At 45.5% G+C, this 15,760-nt stretch carries 23 protein-coding genes and 2 pseudogenes; 7 read left to right on the forward strand and 18 right to left on the reverse strand.

The window, feature by feature from the left end; all coding sequences use genetic code 11:
• The first annotated feature begins 83 nt into the window (after positions 1–83).
• Positions 84–431 carry an SLOG family protein gene (locus tag I6E38_RS11705; RefSeq protein ID WP_369681308.1) on the forward strand — a complete coding sequence of 116 codons (348 nt, stop codon included), beginning with the start codon at positions 84–86 and terminating at the stop codon, positions 429–431.
• A gap of 220 nt (positions 432–651) precedes the next feature.
• Here I6E38_RS11705 and I6E38_RS11710 read toward each other — a convergent pair whose 3' ends face one another.
• The 18 genes and pseudogenes from I6E38_RS11710 to I6E38_RS11790 form a co-directional block, all read right to left on the reverse strand.
• Complete coding sequence (locus I6E38_RS11710) at positions 652–1,077, reverse strand: YolD-like family protein (protein WP_235394167.1); 426 nt, start codon at positions 1,075–1,077, stop codon at positions 652–654.
• Positions 1,074–2,660, reverse strand: coding sequence for a Y-family DNA polymerase (locus I6E38_RS11715; RefSeq protein ID WP_235394168.1), 1,587 nt, complete (start codon positions 2,658–2,660; stop codon positions 1,074–1,076). The genes I6E38_RS11710 and I6E38_RS11715 overlap by 4 nt, the downstream gene beginning before the upstream one ends.
• Positions 2,661–2,717: 57 nt before the next feature.
• Positions 2,718–2,843 (reverse strand): hypothetical protein, encoded by a 126-nt coding sequence (locus tag I6E38_RS15335; RefSeq protein WP_262912373.1) that lies wholly within the window; start codon positions 2,841–2,843, stop codon positions 2,718–2,720.
• Positions 2,844–3,095: 252 nt separating this feature from the next.
• Complete coding sequence (locus I6E38_RS11720; protein ID WP_235394169.1) at positions 3,096–3,365, reverse strand: DUF1294 domain-containing protein; 270 nt, start codon at positions 3,363–3,365, stop codon at positions 3,096–3,098.
• The gene (locus tag I6E38_RS11725) at positions 3,366–3,923 is read right to left on the reverse strand and encodes an NADPH-dependent FMN reductase (RefSeq protein ID WP_094398677.1); all 558 of its coding nucleotides are present in this window, start codon (positions 3,921–3,923) and stop codon (positions 3,366–3,368) included.
• Positions 3,924–3,947: 24 nt separating this feature from the next.
• Positions 3,948–4,661, reverse strand: a complete 714-nt coding sequence (locus I6E38_RS11730) for an SDR family oxidoreductase (RefSeq protein WP_235394170.1) — start codon at positions 4,659–4,661, stop codon at positions 3,948–3,950.
• 30 nt (positions 4,662–4,691) lie between these two features.
• On the reverse strand, positions 4,692–6,311 hold the full coding sequence (locus I6E38_RS11735; RefSeq protein ID WP_235394171.1) for an alpha/beta hydrolase fold domain-containing protein: 1,620 nt from the start codon (positions 6,309–6,311) through the stop codon (positions 4,692–4,694).
• Positions 6,312–6,479: 168 nt separating this feature from the next.
• A pseudogene (locus I6E38_RS11740) lies at positions 6,480–6,596 on the reverse strand (alcohol dehydrogenase); the annotation flags it as partial.
• 83 nt (positions 6,597–6,679) lie between these two features.
• The gene (locus tag I6E38_RS11745) at positions 6,680–7,054 is read right to left on the reverse strand and encodes a hypothetical protein (protein WP_006849343.1); all 375 of its coding nucleotides are present in this window, start codon (positions 7,052–7,054) and stop codon (positions 6,680–6,682) included.
• A gap of 378 nt (positions 7,055–7,432) precedes the next feature.
• Positions 7,433–7,612 carry a transcriptional regulator gene (locus I6E38_RS11750; RefSeq protein WP_005816310.1) on the reverse strand — a complete coding sequence of 60 codons (180 nt, stop codon included), beginning with the start codon at positions 7,610–7,612 and terminating at the stop codon, positions 7,433–7,435.
• A gap of 26 nt (positions 7,613–7,638) precedes the next feature.
• Positions 7,639–8,391, reverse strand: a complete 753-nt coding sequence (locus I6E38_RS11755; RefSeq protein WP_235394181.1) for an MBL fold metallo-hydrolase — start codon at positions 8,389–8,391, stop codon at positions 7,639–7,641.
• Positions 8,391–8,954 carry a flavin reductase family protein gene (locus I6E38_RS11760; protein ID WP_235394172.1) on the reverse strand — a complete coding sequence of 188 codons (564 nt, stop codon included), beginning with the start codon at positions 8,952–8,954 and terminating at the stop codon, positions 8,391–8,393. Before I6E38_RS11760 ends, I6E38_RS11755 begins: the two co-directional genes overlap by 1 nt.
• A 66-nt stretch (positions 8,955–9,020) precedes the next feature.
• On the reverse strand, positions 9,021–9,398 hold the full coding sequence (locus I6E38_RS11765) for a YccF domain-containing protein (RefSeq protein ID WP_027324292.1): 378 nt from the start codon (positions 9,396–9,398) through the stop codon (positions 9,021–9,023).
• A gap of 4 nt (positions 9,399–9,402) precedes the next feature.
• Positions 9,403–10,044: an HAD-IA family hydrolase gene (locus I6E38_RS11770; protein ID WP_235394173.1), complete on the reverse strand. Its 642-nt coding sequence runs from the start codon at positions 10,042–10,044 to the stop codon at positions 9,403–9,405.
• A 10-nt stretch (positions 10,045–10,054) separates the two neighbouring features.
• Positions 10,055–10,352: pseudogene (locus tag I6E38_RS11775) on the reverse strand (nitrous oxide-stimulated promoter family protein).
• A gap of 4 nt (positions 10,353–10,356) precedes the next feature.
• Positions 10,357–10,656, reverse strand: coding sequence for a thioredoxin (trxA, locus tag I6E38_RS11780; RefSeq protein WP_235394174.1), 300 nt, complete (start codon positions 10,654–10,656; stop codon positions 10,357–10,359).
• A gap of 2 nt (positions 10,657–10,658) precedes the next feature.
• A complete protein-coding gene (locus I6E38_RS11785) occupies positions 10,659–11,459 on the reverse strand; it encodes a YqiA/YcfP family alpha/beta fold hydrolase (protein ID WP_235394175.1) in 801 nt (266 codons plus the stop codon).
• A gap of 5 nt (positions 11,460–11,464) precedes the next feature.
• On the reverse strand, positions 11,465–12,115 hold the full coding sequence (locus I6E38_RS11790; RefSeq protein ID WP_235394176.1) for a recombinase family protein: 651 nt from the start codon (positions 12,113–12,115) through the stop codon (positions 11,465–11,467).
• A gap of 402 nt (positions 12,116–12,517) precedes the next feature.
• Here I6E38_RS11790 and I6E38_RS11795 point away from each other — a divergent pair, with 402 nt between their 5' ends.
• The 6 genes from I6E38_RS11795 (at position 12,518) to I6E38_RS11820 (ending at position 15,701) form a co-directional block, all read left to right on the forward strand.
• Positions 12,518–13,564: a hypothetical protein gene (locus I6E38_RS11795; RefSeq protein WP_235394177.1), complete on the forward strand. Its 1,047-nt coding sequence runs from the start codon at positions 12,518–12,520 to the stop codon at positions 13,562–13,564.
• A 12-nt stretch (positions 13,565–13,576) separates the two neighbouring features.
• On the forward strand, positions 13,577–14,032 hold the full coding sequence (locus tag I6E38_RS11800; protein WP_027324286.1) for a hypothetical protein: 456 nt from the start codon (positions 13,577–13,579) through the stop codon (positions 14,030–14,032).
• Positions 14,032–14,394, forward strand: a complete 363-nt coding sequence (locus I6E38_RS11805; protein WP_027324285.1) for a hypothetical protein — start codon at positions 14,032–14,034, stop codon at positions 14,392–14,394. The genes I6E38_RS11800 and I6E38_RS11805 overlap by 1 nt, the downstream gene beginning before the upstream one ends.
• Positions 14,384–14,791 carry a hypothetical protein gene (locus tag I6E38_RS11810; protein WP_235394178.1) on the forward strand — a complete coding sequence of 136 codons (408 nt, stop codon included), beginning with the start codon at positions 14,384–14,386 and terminating at the stop codon, positions 14,789–14,791. Before I6E38_RS11805 ends, I6E38_RS11810 begins: the two co-directional genes overlap by 11 nt.
• Before the next feature lie 25 nt (positions 14,792–14,816).
• Complete coding sequence (locus tag I6E38_RS11815) at positions 14,817–15,314, forward strand: hypothetical protein (protein ID WP_235394179.1); 498 nt, start codon at positions 14,817–14,819, stop codon at positions 15,312–15,314.
• Positions 15,315–15,440: 126 nt separating this feature from the next.
• Positions 15,441–15,701: a hypothetical protein gene (locus I6E38_RS11820; protein ID WP_235394180.1), complete on the forward strand. Its 261-nt coding sequence runs from the start codon at positions 15,441–15,443 to the stop codon at positions 15,699–15,701.
• Positions 15,702–15,760 lie beyond the last annotated feature (59 nt).

A 15,760-nucleotide genomic window follows, 5' to 3' on the forward strand; every position in this document is an offset into this window, starting at 1 on the left:
TTGCTCTCGCTAAACGATATACAAAAGGAGGGTGCACCATAAATGACCATAGTCAATTATGACACACCCTCATCCGAAACTTCATTTCGGGATTTGCCACAGGCATAGACCTTATGGCAGCTCAGACCGTACAGTCTCTGAAGCTCTCTCACCCAGGAATGGTGCTCACCGCCGCAATACCTTTCAGAGGACAGGCTGGCAGGTTCAAACCACATGACAGGAGGTGTTACGATGAACTTATAGAAAAAGCAGACGAGGTGATTGTATTGTCGGAACATTATTATCCGAGGTGTTTCCTTGACAGGGATGAGTTTATGGTATGCAATGCAGCACAGATTATTGCCTATTATGATGGTAGGGAAAGAGGAGGAACTTATTACACCATAAGAAAGGCAAGAGAGATGGGTATTTCTGTTACAAACTTATATTAGAACGCTTATGAATGAGATATTTGATATTGTTGTCATTGTCGTTGTCTTCCGCGTGCTGTTCGCTTTCTTAGGAGCATGGTGGCATGGGGACGAGCGCAATGATTTCAGACGGGATAGATAGTCATAGTTCTACATGTAATGACTAAGAATTGTAGTGGCAGCCTTATTGGATGCTTCTACAGGTGCATTATGTGGCTACACTTCAATCGGTGATGGACATTCAAAATGCTCTGTTGTCGAACAATTCCCCTTTTATGTCAATGATTTCATTTGCCTTGACTTGCGTGTTGTCGTCGAAGGTAATCCTTTGTTCGTACTCATCCCAGGACTTGATGGAACCCGAATGTGTCTCATATTTGCCACCTTCCTTCTGCAAGTCAGGAACAAAGTATGTAATGCAGACATACGGATGTTCGTCGAGGTGCGCTAAAAGTAATGTGATTTTCTGGTTGAGCACTTTACACTCACTCTCAGAGAGTTCTATCACCTTGTCTGTCAGTCTTGCCGTTTCACTGATAGCTGCACTATGCCCTGTTAGAGCCGCAAACGGGGCAAACTGAGCTGCACGCTGGTACATGGTCATTTGTGGTCTGACCTTTGATACGTGGTGGGGCAAGTCAATGATATGGGCGTATTTATCCGTCATGCTTTGTGTCCTCCTATCTGTTTATTGCGTTCTATGGCTGTAGCCCCTTCTTCAAGGTTTAGTCCCCGGAGTATGGAGTTCTTGCCGAACTTGCTCTTGATACTCAATAATGTCTCCTGCATCCTTCGCTCCTTAGCCTGTGCTGCTTCCTCGGCTTTATGTTGTGCCTCCAATGCTTCATAGTCGGTGAACAGGTCTAACTGTATGGGAGTGGAGCTCGTTGTTCTGGCACTCTCTTCACTGATGACATGGTTGGTGGTTAGTGTCAGGCGACGTATCAGCAGGTTGGGGTTGACAATCCGGTCGTAGAGGGATGCCACAGCCTTCATAATCTGTCTGGTAGATGAAGTGAACTTGTCTAAGTTGGCTGTCCCATGAGCGTGCTTCGGCACTTGGCGGCCATAGTGGTCTGTTGTGACATCGCCATGGTAGTTGTCACGAATGTCAGGGTTCGTCAAAGACTCGATGTCATAGCCTACTGTCAGCACCAGTTGGTCTGTAACGAGACGTTTGCTCACAAGGTCGAGAGCAACGGCATCCGCCATCTCCTGGGCAACGACCCTTGCTTTCTGGAATGTGTAGGGTTCTGTAAGCACCTGCCCGCTGCTCAGCGAATTGGTCTCAGGTCGATAGGCTTTCACATAGTCCATCGTGACAGGTTCCCATCCCCAGGCATGGTCGATAAGTAGTTCTGCATTCACACCAAAGAGTTTGTAGAGCAGTCCCTCACGCTCTAAGGAACAGAGAGCCACATCGCCCATGGTGTACATGCCATATTGAGCAAGTTTCTCTGCTATGCCTTTGCCCACACGCCAGAACTTGGTGATTGGGGTATAGTCCCACAGCTGTTCCCGGTAACTCATCTCATTGAGTTCCGCAATGCGCACACCGTCCTTGTCAGCAGGAGCCTTCTTTGCCATGATGTCCATGGCTATCTTGCAGAGGTAAAGGTTTGTGCCGATGCCGGCAGTAGCCGTTATCCCGGTATTCTTCAGGACATCACGTATCATGGTCATGGCAAGTTCATGTGCCGTCATCCTGTATGTGTCAAGGTAAGCCGTCACGTCCATAAAGACCTCGTCGATGGAATAAACGTGAATATCCTCTGGAGCGACGTATTTCAGGTATATCTGATAGATACGTGTGCTGTATTCAATGTATTTGGCCATGCGAGGAGGGGCAGCAATGTAGTCAACTTCCCAATCTTCGTGAACTTTGAGTTCCTCGTCCTTCCACGACTTTCCAGTCAGGCGACAGAAAGGGCTCTTGTACCTTCGCTCATTGTTGACTGCGTCTTCCTCCTCCTCGCTCGGGATAGCCCGAGCAAGCTCGGCTCTCCGCTCGCTCCTTCGTCGGTTGACTTCACGCAACCGCTGCATAACCTCAAACAGTCGTGCCCTTCCTCCAATGCCGTAGGCTTTGAGGGAAGGGGAAACGGCCAGACAGATGGTCTTCTCTGTCCTGCTCACGTCTGCCACAACAAGATTGGTGGTGAGCGGATCGAGACCTCGCTCTACGCATTCCACGGAAGCGAAGAACGATTTCAGGTCGATGGCTATATATGTACGGTTGTCCTCGGTCATAATACTATTGATTGTTAAGATGATATGTCTCGCATATCCTTGCTATTTCCTTGATGCTTATGTTGCCATGTCATGTACCACCAGCACGTTGACTTCGTCTTCCTCCTTCTTGCAAGGCATAACCCAAGCGAGCTTGGGATTCTGATCTTGCTTCGTGCGTCGGTTCTTTATGACCGTAGTCACATGACCCGCCTATCCATACATAATATTATAGGTTGTATCTAGTGTCATAGACTCATCTGTTGCTTCTTATTTCCAATGTTATATCCATATACGACCGCTTGCCGTCTATATAGTCGGCATAGAGCAATTCTTCGCATCGGCCTTTAAGAACATGGCATTTGCCGCACAACTCACAGTTGTGTAAGCATTTCCATTCATTCAGAACATAATCCAAACGCTCTTCTCGTGTAGATGATTCAATACTCGGTGCGGTCATAATATGATTGTATGCAGATAGGCCACTAAGGCAATCTGCATAATGATTATTAAAGGTATGCCATACTTGAATTTCTTGTGCATAGTCTTGTGATGCCAAAGTCGCATACCTGCCCATGCTCCGATACTGCCACCTATGGCAGCCATCGTCAGTAGTGTAGCTTCTGATATGCGCCATTTGCCTTTCTTTGCCTTGTACTTGTCAATGCCGTACAAGAGGAATGTGGCAATGTTGATTGCAAGGAGATAACAGATGATTTCTTCCATTTATCCGATGTATTCAAGGAAAGCGTCTACCTGCAATCTCAGATTCTTCTTTTGTGCTTCGGTCAGTATCATGCGCCCTTCCGTCCAAGCCTCCATATTCAGTTGGATGCCAGTCTGAGGTTCTGTCATTACTTCTGCACGGATAAACGGCAGCGTGAGCAGTTCGGTAAGTTTCTCACGGCACTTGGATGTTGCCGATGCGCCACCAGCACCGCTAAGAGCCACCTTCTTGCCGTTGATGGCAAGCGGAGTCTGACGGTCACCTGCTATGAGCGGACGTGACAGCCAGTCGATGAGATTCTTCAAATGACCTGGGTAACTGTAATTGTATTCAGGAGAGAATATCCAGAGTGCATCCGCCTCTGCTACTTTTTCCCTCACTCTCTTGACCGCTTCGGGCGCAGGAAACTCGATGTCTTGATTCATCAGCGGCACATCCGAATAGTCGAGATATTCCACCGTCGCACGCCCGGCAAGCATCTCTTCCACCTCTTCTGCGAGCTTCTTGTTGAACGATTCCTTGCGTAAGGAACCGATGATAAAAAGTATCTTCTTCATTGTCTTCGTATATTTTGATTTTCATTATTGCATCTCGGTTAATGTCCAACCATGATCGCCATGGTAAATCATCTGCCGGGTCATGCCACCGTCGATACAGATGTTCTCGCCTGTGATGAATCCTGCCTTGTCGGAGCAGAGGAACAGCACCATATTGGCGATGTCCATCGGGTTGCCAACACGTCCTGCAGGCTGCTGCACCGCATCTGCGCCATCGTACTCCTTATAATCAGTGTCTATCCATCCTGGCGAAATGGAGTTGACCCTTGCCTTGCCACGAAGTGTGACGGCAAGGGCGTGGGTGAGGGCAGCAATACCTCCTTTAGCAGCAGTGTAGCTCTCTGTCTGTGGCTGACTCATGCGGTCGCGCGAGGATGATATGTTTACTATCGATGCTCCCTCAGCAAGATACGGAGCAAGCAGCTTGACAAGATAGAAAGGTGCAGTAATCCCGACTGCCAAGGCATACTGAAACTCCTCCCAAGTACATTCATCCAGTCCCTTCATCAGAGGCAGGGCATTATTGACGATGAAATCCACCTTGCCATACTTCCCGATTACTTCATCTGCAAAGGCTTCCAGCACCTCCTTCTTGGAAATGTCCCCAACGAAGTGGTCTCCCTCTCGCACATCAATGACCGCAACAGAAGCCCCTCTCTTTCGGAACTCCTCTGCGATACATTTGCCGATGCCATGCGCACCGCCTGTCACGATTGCCACCTTATCTTTATATTCCATAGCGGTTATCTTATTGTAGTAGACGTTCAATTATTTGTTACATATAAATCCAATGGCATCTTTGACTGCTCTGTCAAATGCCGTATCCTGCCCGGGAACTGTGATGAAAAGATGTACGGCTCCTTTATATTCTATCCGTTGTATCTTTCCGCACATTCTTTCTGCAAGATTCAATCCTTGATCGCGCAGAATGTCCCTTTCTGCAGCTATGAGTAAAGTTCTCGGAAGCATATTCAACTCTTCATCACTACACAGGCCTACGCTGATGGCGGAACAGCGATTGTCTGCATTGATGGTGTACGCCCGATTGAAAGCTTCCATGATTTCGGCATCCAAACCAAATCCTTTACCATATTGCTTCCATGATTCCGAACCATCGTCAAAAGCCTTTGTCACAGGGTAGAACAGAAGCAAGGATTCTATTTTGCCGCGGCATGTTTCTGACAAAGCTGTGGCCAGGGCAAGGTTGCCTCCCGAACTGTCACCGCCAATGGTGATGTGGTTGACATCAATATGCAGCTCTGCAGCATGGTCGATGATGTAATTGACAGTAGAGATACAATCGTCCAGCCCTTCAGGATAAGGGTGTTCTGGAGCCAAACGATAGTCAAGAGCTATAACTCTCATCTTGCCCGATGCAGCCTGGGCATCACAGAATCTTCCACAACTGTTGATGCTGCCAAAAGTCCAGCCACCTCCATGCAGATACAACAAGACTGGAAGGCGTTGGTCTTGACTTCCCTTGGGCTCATAAAGGCGCATGTTTGGGGTAATCATTTTTGTTTCCACATGGTCAGAATACTTGGGTGGAGCATTCCGGGCATTGCGGACAGCTGTCAACCCTTTGTTATCTCCATCAATAGCCCTGAGTATAGCCAATGTCTGTTTGTGTTGTAGGTCTGACGGCATGTTACGTAGGAATTCATCCGCCTGGATGCGCATCAAACATTGTTCTGCAATCTCTGCCACCTCTTTCTCCTCTTTTGACTTTTGCAAGAAGATGGCAATTGATAAGTGAGAACCGTCGGGCAAAAGAACGATTCCAACATCGTTTCTATCTTGTCTTCCGTCAGAAGAAGGAAAACCAGAACCTGTCTTGTGAATCAGTTTGCCGTCTTTGGGCAAGACTGCTGCTATGCGTTGCTGACCCGTATTACAATCAGCCATTGTATCCCAGATAAAGGAGAGATTCTTGTTATCATCCCTATGAAGATAAAACCACTCCAAGAGCCTTGCCATTTCTTTTGGAGTGGCTGAGTTTTCTATGGTTCTATGAGGATTCTTTTTCATCTCCTTCTCCGTCAGTTGCACATGGATGTCTTTGAATCCAAGCGTATGGATATATTTCTCTACTGCATCCGGCTGTCCGCATGATGCAAACAAAAGGTCGCACGCATTATTGTCGCTCTGTTTCAATGACCATTCTATTAACTCTGCAAATGTGAAATAACGCATACCTTCAAATATTGAAAGCATAGGCGACCATGTCTCAGCGTCCAGACTATCCTTGTGTACAAGAACAGAGTCGCTCAGTGTCAGTCCTTTCTTGTGCAAGTAGTCTGCTACGTATAAAGCCTGTGGAAATTTCATGACGCTGTGCATGGCAAAAGCACTATCCTCCTGATGACCGCAATACAAATCCCCATTCACAATGCTTGCCCCATATGAAAAACATGAGGATTGACCTTTCGCCTCTGTCGTCTGGATATAAGCCAGGAAAAAGGTAAGAAGCAGAAAAAGTAGGATTTCGCTCACTCGTTGAGTTCCTCCCGTGGGGGTGAACATGATTTGATGTATCTTCATCTTTCCTTTATCTGTTTATTGAGTTATGGCCACTTTGATAACTCCATCTCGCTTCTGCTCAAAGAGTTCATAGGCTTCAGCTATCCTCTCCAACGGAAAACGGTGGGTGATGAGCGGTGTGGTGTCAATCTTCAAACCTGCCTTTATCTATATATGTATATGCTTTCATTATCTTAAGAATGGGTCAAGCGTTGCCAATAACTCTGATTTCTGCACTACTCACGATTTTTGTTGTCATTTTTGTTTGTTATCACCCATCGGCCATCCTTGCGACCGCCTTCACGAGAGAGTATGCCTTTGGATTGCAGGTCTGCAATATCTTTTTTTATCGTTCTCTGTGTTACAGGTTCTTTTTCCGAAATCTTTTGGGAAATCTTTTGGGAAGTTAAAGTGCAATCACTCTGCACCAATGATAGTATAATCCGCTGTCTATCAGTTATTTCTTCCATAGATTCTTTTGGGAAGTATTTTGGGAAGTCTTTTAGGAAATCATTGTCTTTCTTTCCTTCTTTCTTGCCACTCTCATCCAGTTCCTTGCCAATAGAGACAAGATAAGCCTTCTCGTCAACAAAAGCCTGATGTATGGGCACCGTCGCAAGGAAGTGACCATTCCATAGTCTTCCCCTTCTGCAGTTCGTCGATGTTTATTGGTAATGCCATATATTTCTTCCTGTTCTGTGTCACCTCATACTTGTTCAGTATTCATGCGTATCTGACATTTCGGTGCAAAGGTACGTTTTTTTTTTGAAAAACGATGCGATTTCCATAAAAAATCGCATATAACAAGACAAACAAATATCTTGCATGGCTACCATGTGGCGAATGTTTTGTTACTTTATAAAAAAAACGTAGCAAAGGTAAACCTTTGCAGTCGGGTAATCATCCTATTGGTGGTACAGAAGTTCAGATAGGAAAGGAAGGTACTGCAGCCTGTTATTCAAGACCGCAGTACCAAGCCATTAAAGTTTTTACTCTGCAGGTGCCCATTTGCAACGAACAGGAGAGACGATTGCGCCCTCTGCCTTCAGCTGCTTCATGGCTGCATCTACCTCTTTGCGGTCGAGACCGCTGAGTTCTGCGATTTTACCTGCGTTAAGAGGCTGACCTGCCTCTTTCATTGTTGCTAATACTTTTTCTTTTGCGTCCATTGTTTTAACGATTTAATGTGTTAATATTATATTGTTATGCTGTCTCCTTCGTGCCCGATGCACCAAAAGGGGACATCCTTTTCTTTGCAGAAAGGCTCCATGCGCCACGCACTCTCAAACCCACTCATGACAAAGTGCATTGGAACAAACATCCCAACCTTGAAGCGGTCGATAAATTGACGCCCTCCAAGCGTATAGCCGTTGCCGATGCGTCCGTCCACGGGGAACATCACAAGGTCAAACGAGTCGGTAATCTTTCGGATGTCTTTAAGTTCACCAAGGAACCGCTTTTCCTCTGCCACAGGATTGATGTATTGACCGCACTCTTCACTGAAGACCTCTCCTTCAGGCGTGCCGTCAACAAGAAAGCGTGCGTACCAGTTGCACAGGTCACCAGCGTGAAAGATGGTTTTACCTTCTGTCTCAACAATCCAGCTCACGCCACTGTCATTGCTGCCCGTGGCTGACACTTTCAGGTTCTCATCTTCCCATACCGCTCCTTTAGCCATCCATACATCGGCATCCTCTTTCTGCGCTCTTCTTCGTTTGAGTATATCCTTTGACAGGATGTATGTAATATTGGGGATGCTATTCTTCCATCTGAGGATTGATTTCGTGAAGTGGTCCTCATGGAAGTGGCTTGAAAACACGTACACATGTTTACATGTATTCATGTACCCACTCATGACATCGGCAGGATCCATCCAGTAGTCAAAGACCAGGATGCACCGAGCCGTTTCAAGCAGGAATCCACTATGGAAGATGTATCTGAGTGTCATCATTTCAAAGCCTTGCCGTCTGAGAATGCCTTTCCAATGGTCTTGCCAAGTTCGATGTAACCATGATGTATCGGGTCGAACACGATGAGTTCCATCTTCTCCATGTCGGGCTTGCCGTCCTCTGCCAGATAGTTCTCATCCACAAGGATGTTGACTATCTCTGCCACGATGTAATAGCCCTCTTCCGACTCGTCAATCTTTTCCTTGATGCGACACTCCAAGGTCATGGGGAAGTCGGTGAAGACGGGAGCATTGACATTCTCTGCCTTCTCAACGTTCCAACCAGTCTTCGCCATCTTATCCGCATCGTTCTTGGCAGATACGATGCCTACGAAATCTGCTGCCACCATGGTCTGCTTTGTAGCAAACGCCACGGTAAAATCTGGGCAGTCGTTAAGGTTGTCGGTGGTGGCATGCGCACCCATGGAAATCATAATCTCTTTAGCGTCCCATTGACCGCCCCAAGCTGCATTCATAGCATTGGGCTTGCCGTTCTTGTCGTATGTGCCGATAATCAAAACCGGCTGTGGTACTACCCACGGCTTTGGTGCAAAACTTTTCATATGCTTCGTTCTTTATTTTGTTATCTATTCATGTGTAAATACGCCATCAGCGCAATCTGTATCACTTTAAATTCCCAACTCCACATCCTTGCCGAATGGTGCGAGCGAAAGCCCGGCCATCTTGAAATGCTGTTTTCCCCAAGGAATGCCGATAATGGTTATACATAAGAGAAAGCCGAAGAACAGATGCATGATGCAAGCCCACAAACCTCCGAAAATCAGCCAGAGTAAATTCAGCGGGATGCGAATGCAACCAGTTGGACTATTCGTTTCTCTTACCGTAGAACCAAAAGGCCATAGGCAGAGCAGACCAATCTTGAATGTCTGTATTGCAAAGGGAATGCCGATGATGGTACATGCAAGAGCCAGACTCCCGGTGAAGTAACCGATGGCAGCTTCGAGACCTCCGAAGAGCCACCAAAGTAAGTTTCCTATTATGCGCATAAGATTATTCTTTTGTATTCTTGTTAATTTCTTGCCATTCCTGATGCTCCTCCAGATGATTGGTCTTTACCAGTACACTCTGGAAGCCGAAGTTTCTGCCAGCTTCGGCATTCTCGGCACGGTCATCGAAATAGAGGGTGGTGGCAGGATTCAATCCAGTCTGTTTCGTCATCTCTTCATATATTTCGACGGATGGCTTCTCCTTCCGCATGGCGTATGAGAGGAATACTTCATCAAACAACTCGTCCGTGGAATATCCAAGCTGCTTCATCAGACAGACCGACTTCTGCCAAAGCGTGTCGTTGATGTTGCTGAGCAGATAGACCTTGTACTGATTCCGAAGTTTGACTAATGCTTCCAGTCTTTCTACGGGCAGATTACCACACAGCTCTTCGAGCACTTTTTCAATATCCTCGGTTGTGGTTCCTTTACGGCAAAGACTCTGCATCTCTTTCAATGTTTCTGATTCCGCTACAAGACCATTAATATATTGGTGCATTAGTCTCTTGATCTTGCGGACATGGATTAGTCGCTTGAACGCCGTTACGCCCAGGCTCTCCATGGCTTTCACAACAGAAGCATCATCAATGTTCACGATGACACCTCCATAATCAAAGACGAGTGTTTCTATCTGTTTTACGCTCATTTTCTTATTGTTACAATTCTCTTATGACATGCTTGATGGCAGCTAACGGGTGATACAAAATCATTCTTGGCCCACCCCAGCGCATCACTTTGCACATTCGTTCTTTCATCTGAGGACGATAGCAGTGGATGGGACACTTTTTGCAAGTTGGTTTGTTCTCGCCAAACTTACAGCGTTCCAGTCTTGCAGTAGCGTACTGTAGCAACTCTTGGCACTCAGGACATAATTCATTATTGCCCTCCTTCTTCCTGCAGTACAGAACGTATCATCTGCTCCACAACTCGCTGCTCTTCCTTTATTCTTTTCATCTTTTTATTTTAAGAATGGATCAAGCGTAGCCAGCAGTTCGGCTTTATCTACCACACCGCTTGTGCGCCACAATACTTCTCCGTTTCGGAAGAGCATCAGCGTAGGCACGGATTGAATGCGGTATTGGCTTGCTGTTACGCCGTACTTATCTACATCCACCTTGATGATGCGGATTCTGTCACCCAGCACTGTCTTCACCTGCTCCAAGATGGGGTGCATCATCTTGCATGGCTGACACCATGTGGCGAAGAAATCGACCAAGACAAGTTGGTCGCTTGATATAACGTCTTTGAATGTTTCCATCTTTATCTGTCTATTTCTGTGAATCGGTTAAATGTCCTTCCGTCTCTTGTTATTTGCTCGAAAAACATCTTCTCGGGACGAACCCAGTATGCTTCCTCACCATATAGTGCTTGATATACCACCATGCGCTCCTGAGTCTCGCTGTCATATGCGGAATGGATATACTTGTACATTCCTCCCTTAAAATGACGGAAAAACCTTTCTTCTTTAACTGAATACTCCATGAGCATCTTCTGTGCCAATGGGGCATACCAAGTCTTGACTTCCTGCTCTGTGGGCGTGTGTCCGCCAGGGAAGTGATAGCTCTTGTTATAGTGCTGCAAGAACAACGGCTCAAAATGAGCCAGTGTGTCTTGTTCACCAAATAGTCCCCACACACGATCCTTGTAATACGGATTACAATAGTCAAACTGTAAGGCTTCGAGCTGCTCAAACTCATTGATGAGTGATTCGTTGATGACTATTGTCTGATTACCGTCCATGCGCGGAGCCTTGTACTCATGTTCGCCAATGCGTTCTCTCAGGAAGTCCGTCATCTTGAAATGAGGATTACCGAGCAAGGCAGGGATGCCCACGACAGGAGAAAGCATCTGTGCAAGGAAAGCCCCGCAACTGTTGCCTATGAGCAGGTCTGGCTTCTCCTTGTCGATAAGCATGCGTATGTATTTCAGTGCTTCCTTGGGATGGAGAGGCAGATCGGGAGTCAGCACGATGGCTTGCCCATCAAAGGCCTCCCTCAGTGCTCTCGCCATCGGACAGCTGCCAGTAGCAAAGAAACCATGTAGGAACAGTATCTTTTTCATGCTATTTATTCTTTGTCTTGTGGATTGTCAGATATGCCCTTTCTCTTGATTGGCCCAGAATGATTGCCACGGTTCAGCTTGATGCCATGCTTGTTCAGTATGCGGAACACAGAGCTTCGGCTTCTGAAACCGCTGGCTCTCCATACTTCATCAATGGGATGACCTGCAACATACAGGTTGATGACTGTCTTTTCTCTGTCGAGCTTCTGCATCTTTGCTGACGAGACGGGAGGTAGTGACACTATCATCTTCTCCTGTAAATTGACGACATGCTCCGCAGACTTACGCAGGGCAAGAACCTCTTCCGGCAAAGCCCCCATCATTTCCAATACATCGGACGGCCTTGTTTCGGGAAACAGCTCGTTCCTTGAATCAATCTGGTCATGGATGCTTATAATACGGATGACCTTGACTCGGCAAAATTCCAGAAATGTTGCCAGTTCCCGACTGCCACGCAAGGCATTGGAAAACTTGGATATAACAAGTTCGTCGCCCCTTTGCAGGGCAACCATCAGTTGTTTCCAGAGCGGTCTGTTGCGTTCGTTCTCGTCACTTTCTTCAACGATACGGATGCAACCATAGTCGTTCATCCACTTTCGGTCTTCCTCCAATCTGTCGTACTGGGAGATAGCCATGATGTAGCCAATTTTTGCCATTGTAAAAAGGTATTTATCTGATATTATGATGGTTAGATACAACCTAACCTTACAGCCATCCGTTTGTGGTAGTGAGGTTTGGTCATACGCATCATTCTATATTGCGTGCAAAGTTACAAATTATATTCATAATAATAATCATACTGAGGCAATATAATTAACCTTTCTTGATTATTTAACCTTGTTTAATGCTTTCCATGGTTGGTAATTTATCATACTTTATAGAGTATGAATAACAAAATAATTTAAAGTGGCATTATTTTCATTGTGGTATGGAAAAATAACCGTATCTTTGCACTCGAATTTAACATATAAATGCCAATGAAATATAGGATAATACCACACTGTTTCCATTATCAGCGTTGCCTTTGCAACCCTTCTGCTTCAGGTCTCAAAAGCGAAATGAAAGAAAGTAAAGCAAGTGAAAGAAAAAAGACTCATAAGAGTTTAATCTTTCACTTGCTTTTTTTATGCACCTTATTCATTTCCTCTTCGTGTTCTACTGGAACTCAATATGATTTTGAGTCTTCTGAGGACGCTTTGAGGAAATATAATAGCTTCTTTCATTCCATACAGGAACAACAAGTAGTCAATTCTGAACAAATGGCTGCTTACATCAACCAGTGGCAAGAGTTGTCAGATACAGTTCTTCATTACATCGAGAAAGACCCAGCGTTCACAGCTCATGCCGGCTTATCAATGGTGTTTGCGGAAAACACGGACTCCATTCGCACGGCACTGCTAAGATTGGCTGATAAATGCACCTTGAGTGATGTGGCATACGTGAAATTACACACATCTAAATATGCTGAAGAGAGTGGACTTGATTCCTTAAAACAGGCTGCTGGTAATTTCTATTCCAGCTTGGATAAGAGTCCAATCTATAATAAAGATGTACGTGAGATACTTGCAGACTACTCCCAGTACCTTTCCGAGGTGAACAGGATGGGAATCCATTCAAAGAAGGACTTCCTCAATTACATAGCCAATGAGGACAGACACTTCCGCTCTTTTCTTGCGCATCTTGACAAATGCTCCTCAATGAATATGACTGGCATTACGAACCTGACAACCGACATCTGTACAAGTATATATTCAAATGCCTCCAAGAAAATAATTTCCGCAGAGGAAGCACTGGTTTATATGTCCATGAGAACCAACCGCCGATTGATTCTCAATGCGAAGATCTGCAACGAGGTATTAAAAAGAGGTAAGATAAAAGATGCTCCGCAAGCCAATGCCTATTTATGGATGATGCTCCAGCCATACCTTTCGATGGATTCCTTTGGCGTGGCAATGCTTACTCCCGAGCAGTCGCAAGCCATGACAGATATTGCAAAGGACTTCCAGACAATTGTTTCAAGGCTTGACAGCAAACATCTTTTAGACAAGGAGCTGTCCGATAAATTGCCAACACAGCTCATGCGTTTATACATATCAACTCTCTAATCAACCTCGAAAATGTTACAGGAAGCCATCTACAAATTTAAAACGTCAGGACCAGTAATCCTGCCAGATCTCATAGATAATGTTTTCCTCAGCAAGGTCACTTCCTATGAGGATTACGCCATTCTTCTGTATGACGTTCCCAAGCCTCAGTCTATGGAGAATGTCCTGGAAATGTTGGAAATGAATGCTGATCTTGCCATCCTCTATCATCTGGAACCACCAGTTGATACGGTCTTCGGCCATGAAAGCTGCGCCTACTGCTTCCCCGTCACGGAACGCATGTTCAAGATTAACTGCAAGACACATGTTGACGGACTTGTCCACCAGCTCAATGTCACGATATACAACTCCATTGAGGTGATGTCAGCTGACCTCTTTGAAGACCTACGTCTTCACGAGAAGCGTGGAACCTTCAAGGTGAAACGTGAACATGTTCAAATCATGAACGACTTCAACTGCGGTCTTTGATGGAGAAAAGAACATTTTATCTCATTGCTGACATCATACATAAAAACAGGACATGGATAAAGGTCATAGACACGGAAAGGCTTATAGAGATGAGAATACCTCAGGATGGTGTGTTGAAAACCCTGTTCTACAAGGCTATCACTCTTCAAAGTTACAGAGAGCATTACTCTTTCATCAAATCACGCACATGGAATATAAGTGAATATGACTTGAACCAAGGAGTGGCAGCCCTGTGCAGGAAAGACCCGTCCGCATCTGTACGTGTCAAGAGGAATGCCCTCACATTGCGTGATGTTGAATACATTATCGAAAAAGCATCTTTTGGAATAATAAAACTTGAACTCGACGATTATGAATACTAAGAAAAAGGTATATGCCTTCTACATTACCATCATAGCACTGGCTGTGCTGGCAATGATGGTGTTTGACTTGAACCTGATGGCCAAATCCATACTGTGCCTGATTGTGTTCTTCTGTCTGTTGGTCATGCGTAGTATTCGGAATGCTTATCAGTTGCCCGATGATATTGACCCCGATACAATGCAGCCTGTCAGCTCTCTACTAAAAACTGAGAAGGAGGACATCCACGCTCAGACTGACCATGGCTCTAATGTCGATCTGTATCTTCGTCTCCTGATTGAGGCAGATGAAAAGCTTTCAAAAGACCCCGAGATTGACCAGATGTCTCCCAGTTATAACATCCAGTTGAACAGATACATTGCTGCACGACTGGAGTCATTGGAATCTGCCTCAAAATAATCCTCAAATAAAATAACGATTAAATATGACACTGACTCTTACCATCATTCGTTTCATCTTCCCTTTCCTGCTCTTGGTGGCATTCTTCTGTCTATACAAGAAGGAATACAAGTTCATGAAAACATTCATGTGGAAGATGGTCTCACTCCGTAACAGCAAGCTTTTCTATGTCAGCATGGTTACGTTCCTTCTCATCTTCATCAACTGGTGCTGCTGTATGACAGACCCGAACATAGCTGTGGCTCTCTCCTGTCTTATTACTCTCATTCTTATATCCAGAAAGATTATGGTTAGCGTACTGAGACTGTTGCATGAGAGGAAGCGGCTTTGGTTCTTCACTGTATTTGTGGCAATGGTCTGCTATGCCATTCCGTATATGAACAGTGTCTTTCATCTGTTCTTCACACTCAGTATGGCAGCGGTCTTTTACCCATCTGAAAAAGTGCTTGCACTTTGCGATGATTCCAAACCGCTCAAAAAGCATGAAGAACGGTTGGAACAGATATTCAAAAACTACTATTAAATGCCACTTGTTTGTGGCAGAGATTAGACAACACTTGCTCTGGTAAATAACATATCAAATTAAAGAATGACTCAAATGAACCAATCATCAAAACATGTCTCTTCTGAGGGAGAGACTCCACAAAGTGTGGATCGTTCATTGCTGGAGTTTCTCAAACCCAAATCGGAGGAACGTTACAGCAAGCTCGAAGCCTATTGCGACCTGTTGTCCAGAGCATCCGCAGGTGCATACGCCACACCTGAAGCCGAAGGTGCGTTGCAGTTGCTGCCTGGCCAGTTCGTTGCCACCATCTCAGAACTTTCACGCCAATGGAAATGGCAGCGTGCCACTGTACGGCAATTTATCGCAGGGCTGGCAAACCTCGGACATATTTCGGGTCACCAGTAAAACCCTGTGTTGAATAGTTAACAGGATTTGCTTTATTCTCGTTAGAATTAGTTATCTTT

It is taken from the genome of Leyella stercorea, assembly GCF_021531355.1.
Lineage (GTDB): Bacteria > Bacteroidota > Bacteroidia > Bacteroidales > Bacteroidaceae > Prevotella.

Excerpts from the sequence above, each read along its gene's own strand:
- I6E38_RS11720 (WP_235394169.1), bottom strand. The coding sequence starts at position 3,365 with ATGGAAGAAATCATCTGTTATCTCCTTGCAATCAACATTGCCACATTC.
- trxA (WP_235394174.1), bottom strand. The coding sequence starts at position 10,656 with ATGGAAACATTCAAAGACGTTATATCAAGCGACCAACTTGTCTTGGTC.
- I6E38_RS11760 (WP_235394172.1), bottom strand. The coding sequence starts at position 8,954 with ATGAAAAGTTTTGCACCAAAGCCGTGGGTAGTACCACAGCCGGTTTTG.
- I6E38_RS11765 (WP_027324292.1), bottom strand. The coding sequence starts at position 9,398 with ATGCGCATAATAGGAAACTTACTTTGGTGGCTCTTCGGAGGTCTCGAA.
- I6E38_RS11750 (WP_005816310.1), bottom strand. The coding sequence starts at position 7,612 with ATGGACGCAAAAGAAAAAGTATTAGCAACAATGAAAGAGGCAGGTCAG.
- I6E38_RS11785 (WP_235394175.1), bottom strand. The coding sequence starts at position 11,459 with ATGAAAAAGATACTGTTCCTACATGGTTTCTTTGCTACTGGCAGCTGT.
- I6E38_RS11725 (WP_094398677.1), bottom strand. The coding sequence starts at position 3,923 with ATGAAGAAGATACTTTTTATCATCGGTTCCTTACGCAAGGAATCGTTC.
- I6E38_RS11795 (WP_235394177.1), top strand. The coding sequence starts at position 12,518 with ATGAAAGAAAGTAAAGCAAGTGAAAGAAAAAAGACTCATAAGAGTTTA.
- I6E38_RS11755 (WP_235394181.1), bottom strand. The coding sequence starts at position 8,391 with ATGACACTCAGATACATCTTCCATAGTGGATTCCTGCTTGAAACGGCT.
- I6E38_RS11800 (WP_027324286.1), top strand. The coding sequence starts at position 13,577 with ATGTTACAGGAAGCCATCTACAAATTTAAAACGTCAGGACCAGTAATC.
- I6E38_RS11715 (WP_235394168.1), bottom strand. The coding sequence starts at position 2,660 with ATGACCGAGGACAACCGTACATATATAGCCATCGACCTGAAATCGTTC.
- I6E38_RS11770 (WP_235394173.1), bottom strand. The coding sequence starts at position 10,044 with ATGAGCGTAAAACAGATAGAAACACTCGTCTTTGATTATGGAGGTGTC.
- I6E38_RS11790 (WP_235394176.1), bottom strand. The coding sequence starts at position 12,115 with ATGGCAAAAATTGGCTACATCATGGCTATCTCCCAGTACGACAGATTG.
- I6E38_RS11810 (WP_235394178.1), top strand. The coding sequence starts at position 14,384 with ATGAATACTAAGAAAAAGGTATATGCCTTCTACATTACCATCATAGCA.
- I6E38_RS11730 (WP_235394170.1), bottom strand. The coding sequence starts at position 4,661 with ATGGAATATAAAGATAAGGTGGCAATCGTGACAGGCGGTGCGCATGGC.
- I6E38_RS11815 (WP_235394179.1), top strand. The coding sequence starts at position 14,817 with ATGACACTGACTCTTACCATCATTCGTTTCATCTTCCCTTTCCTGCTC.
- I6E38_RS11710 (WP_235394167.1), bottom strand. The coding sequence starts at position 1,077 with ATGACGGATAAATACGCCCATATCATTGACTTGCCCCACCACGTATCA.
- I6E38_RS11805 (WP_027324285.1), top strand. The coding sequence starts at position 14,032 with ATGGAGAAAAGAACATTTTATCTCATTGCTGACATCATACATAAAAAC.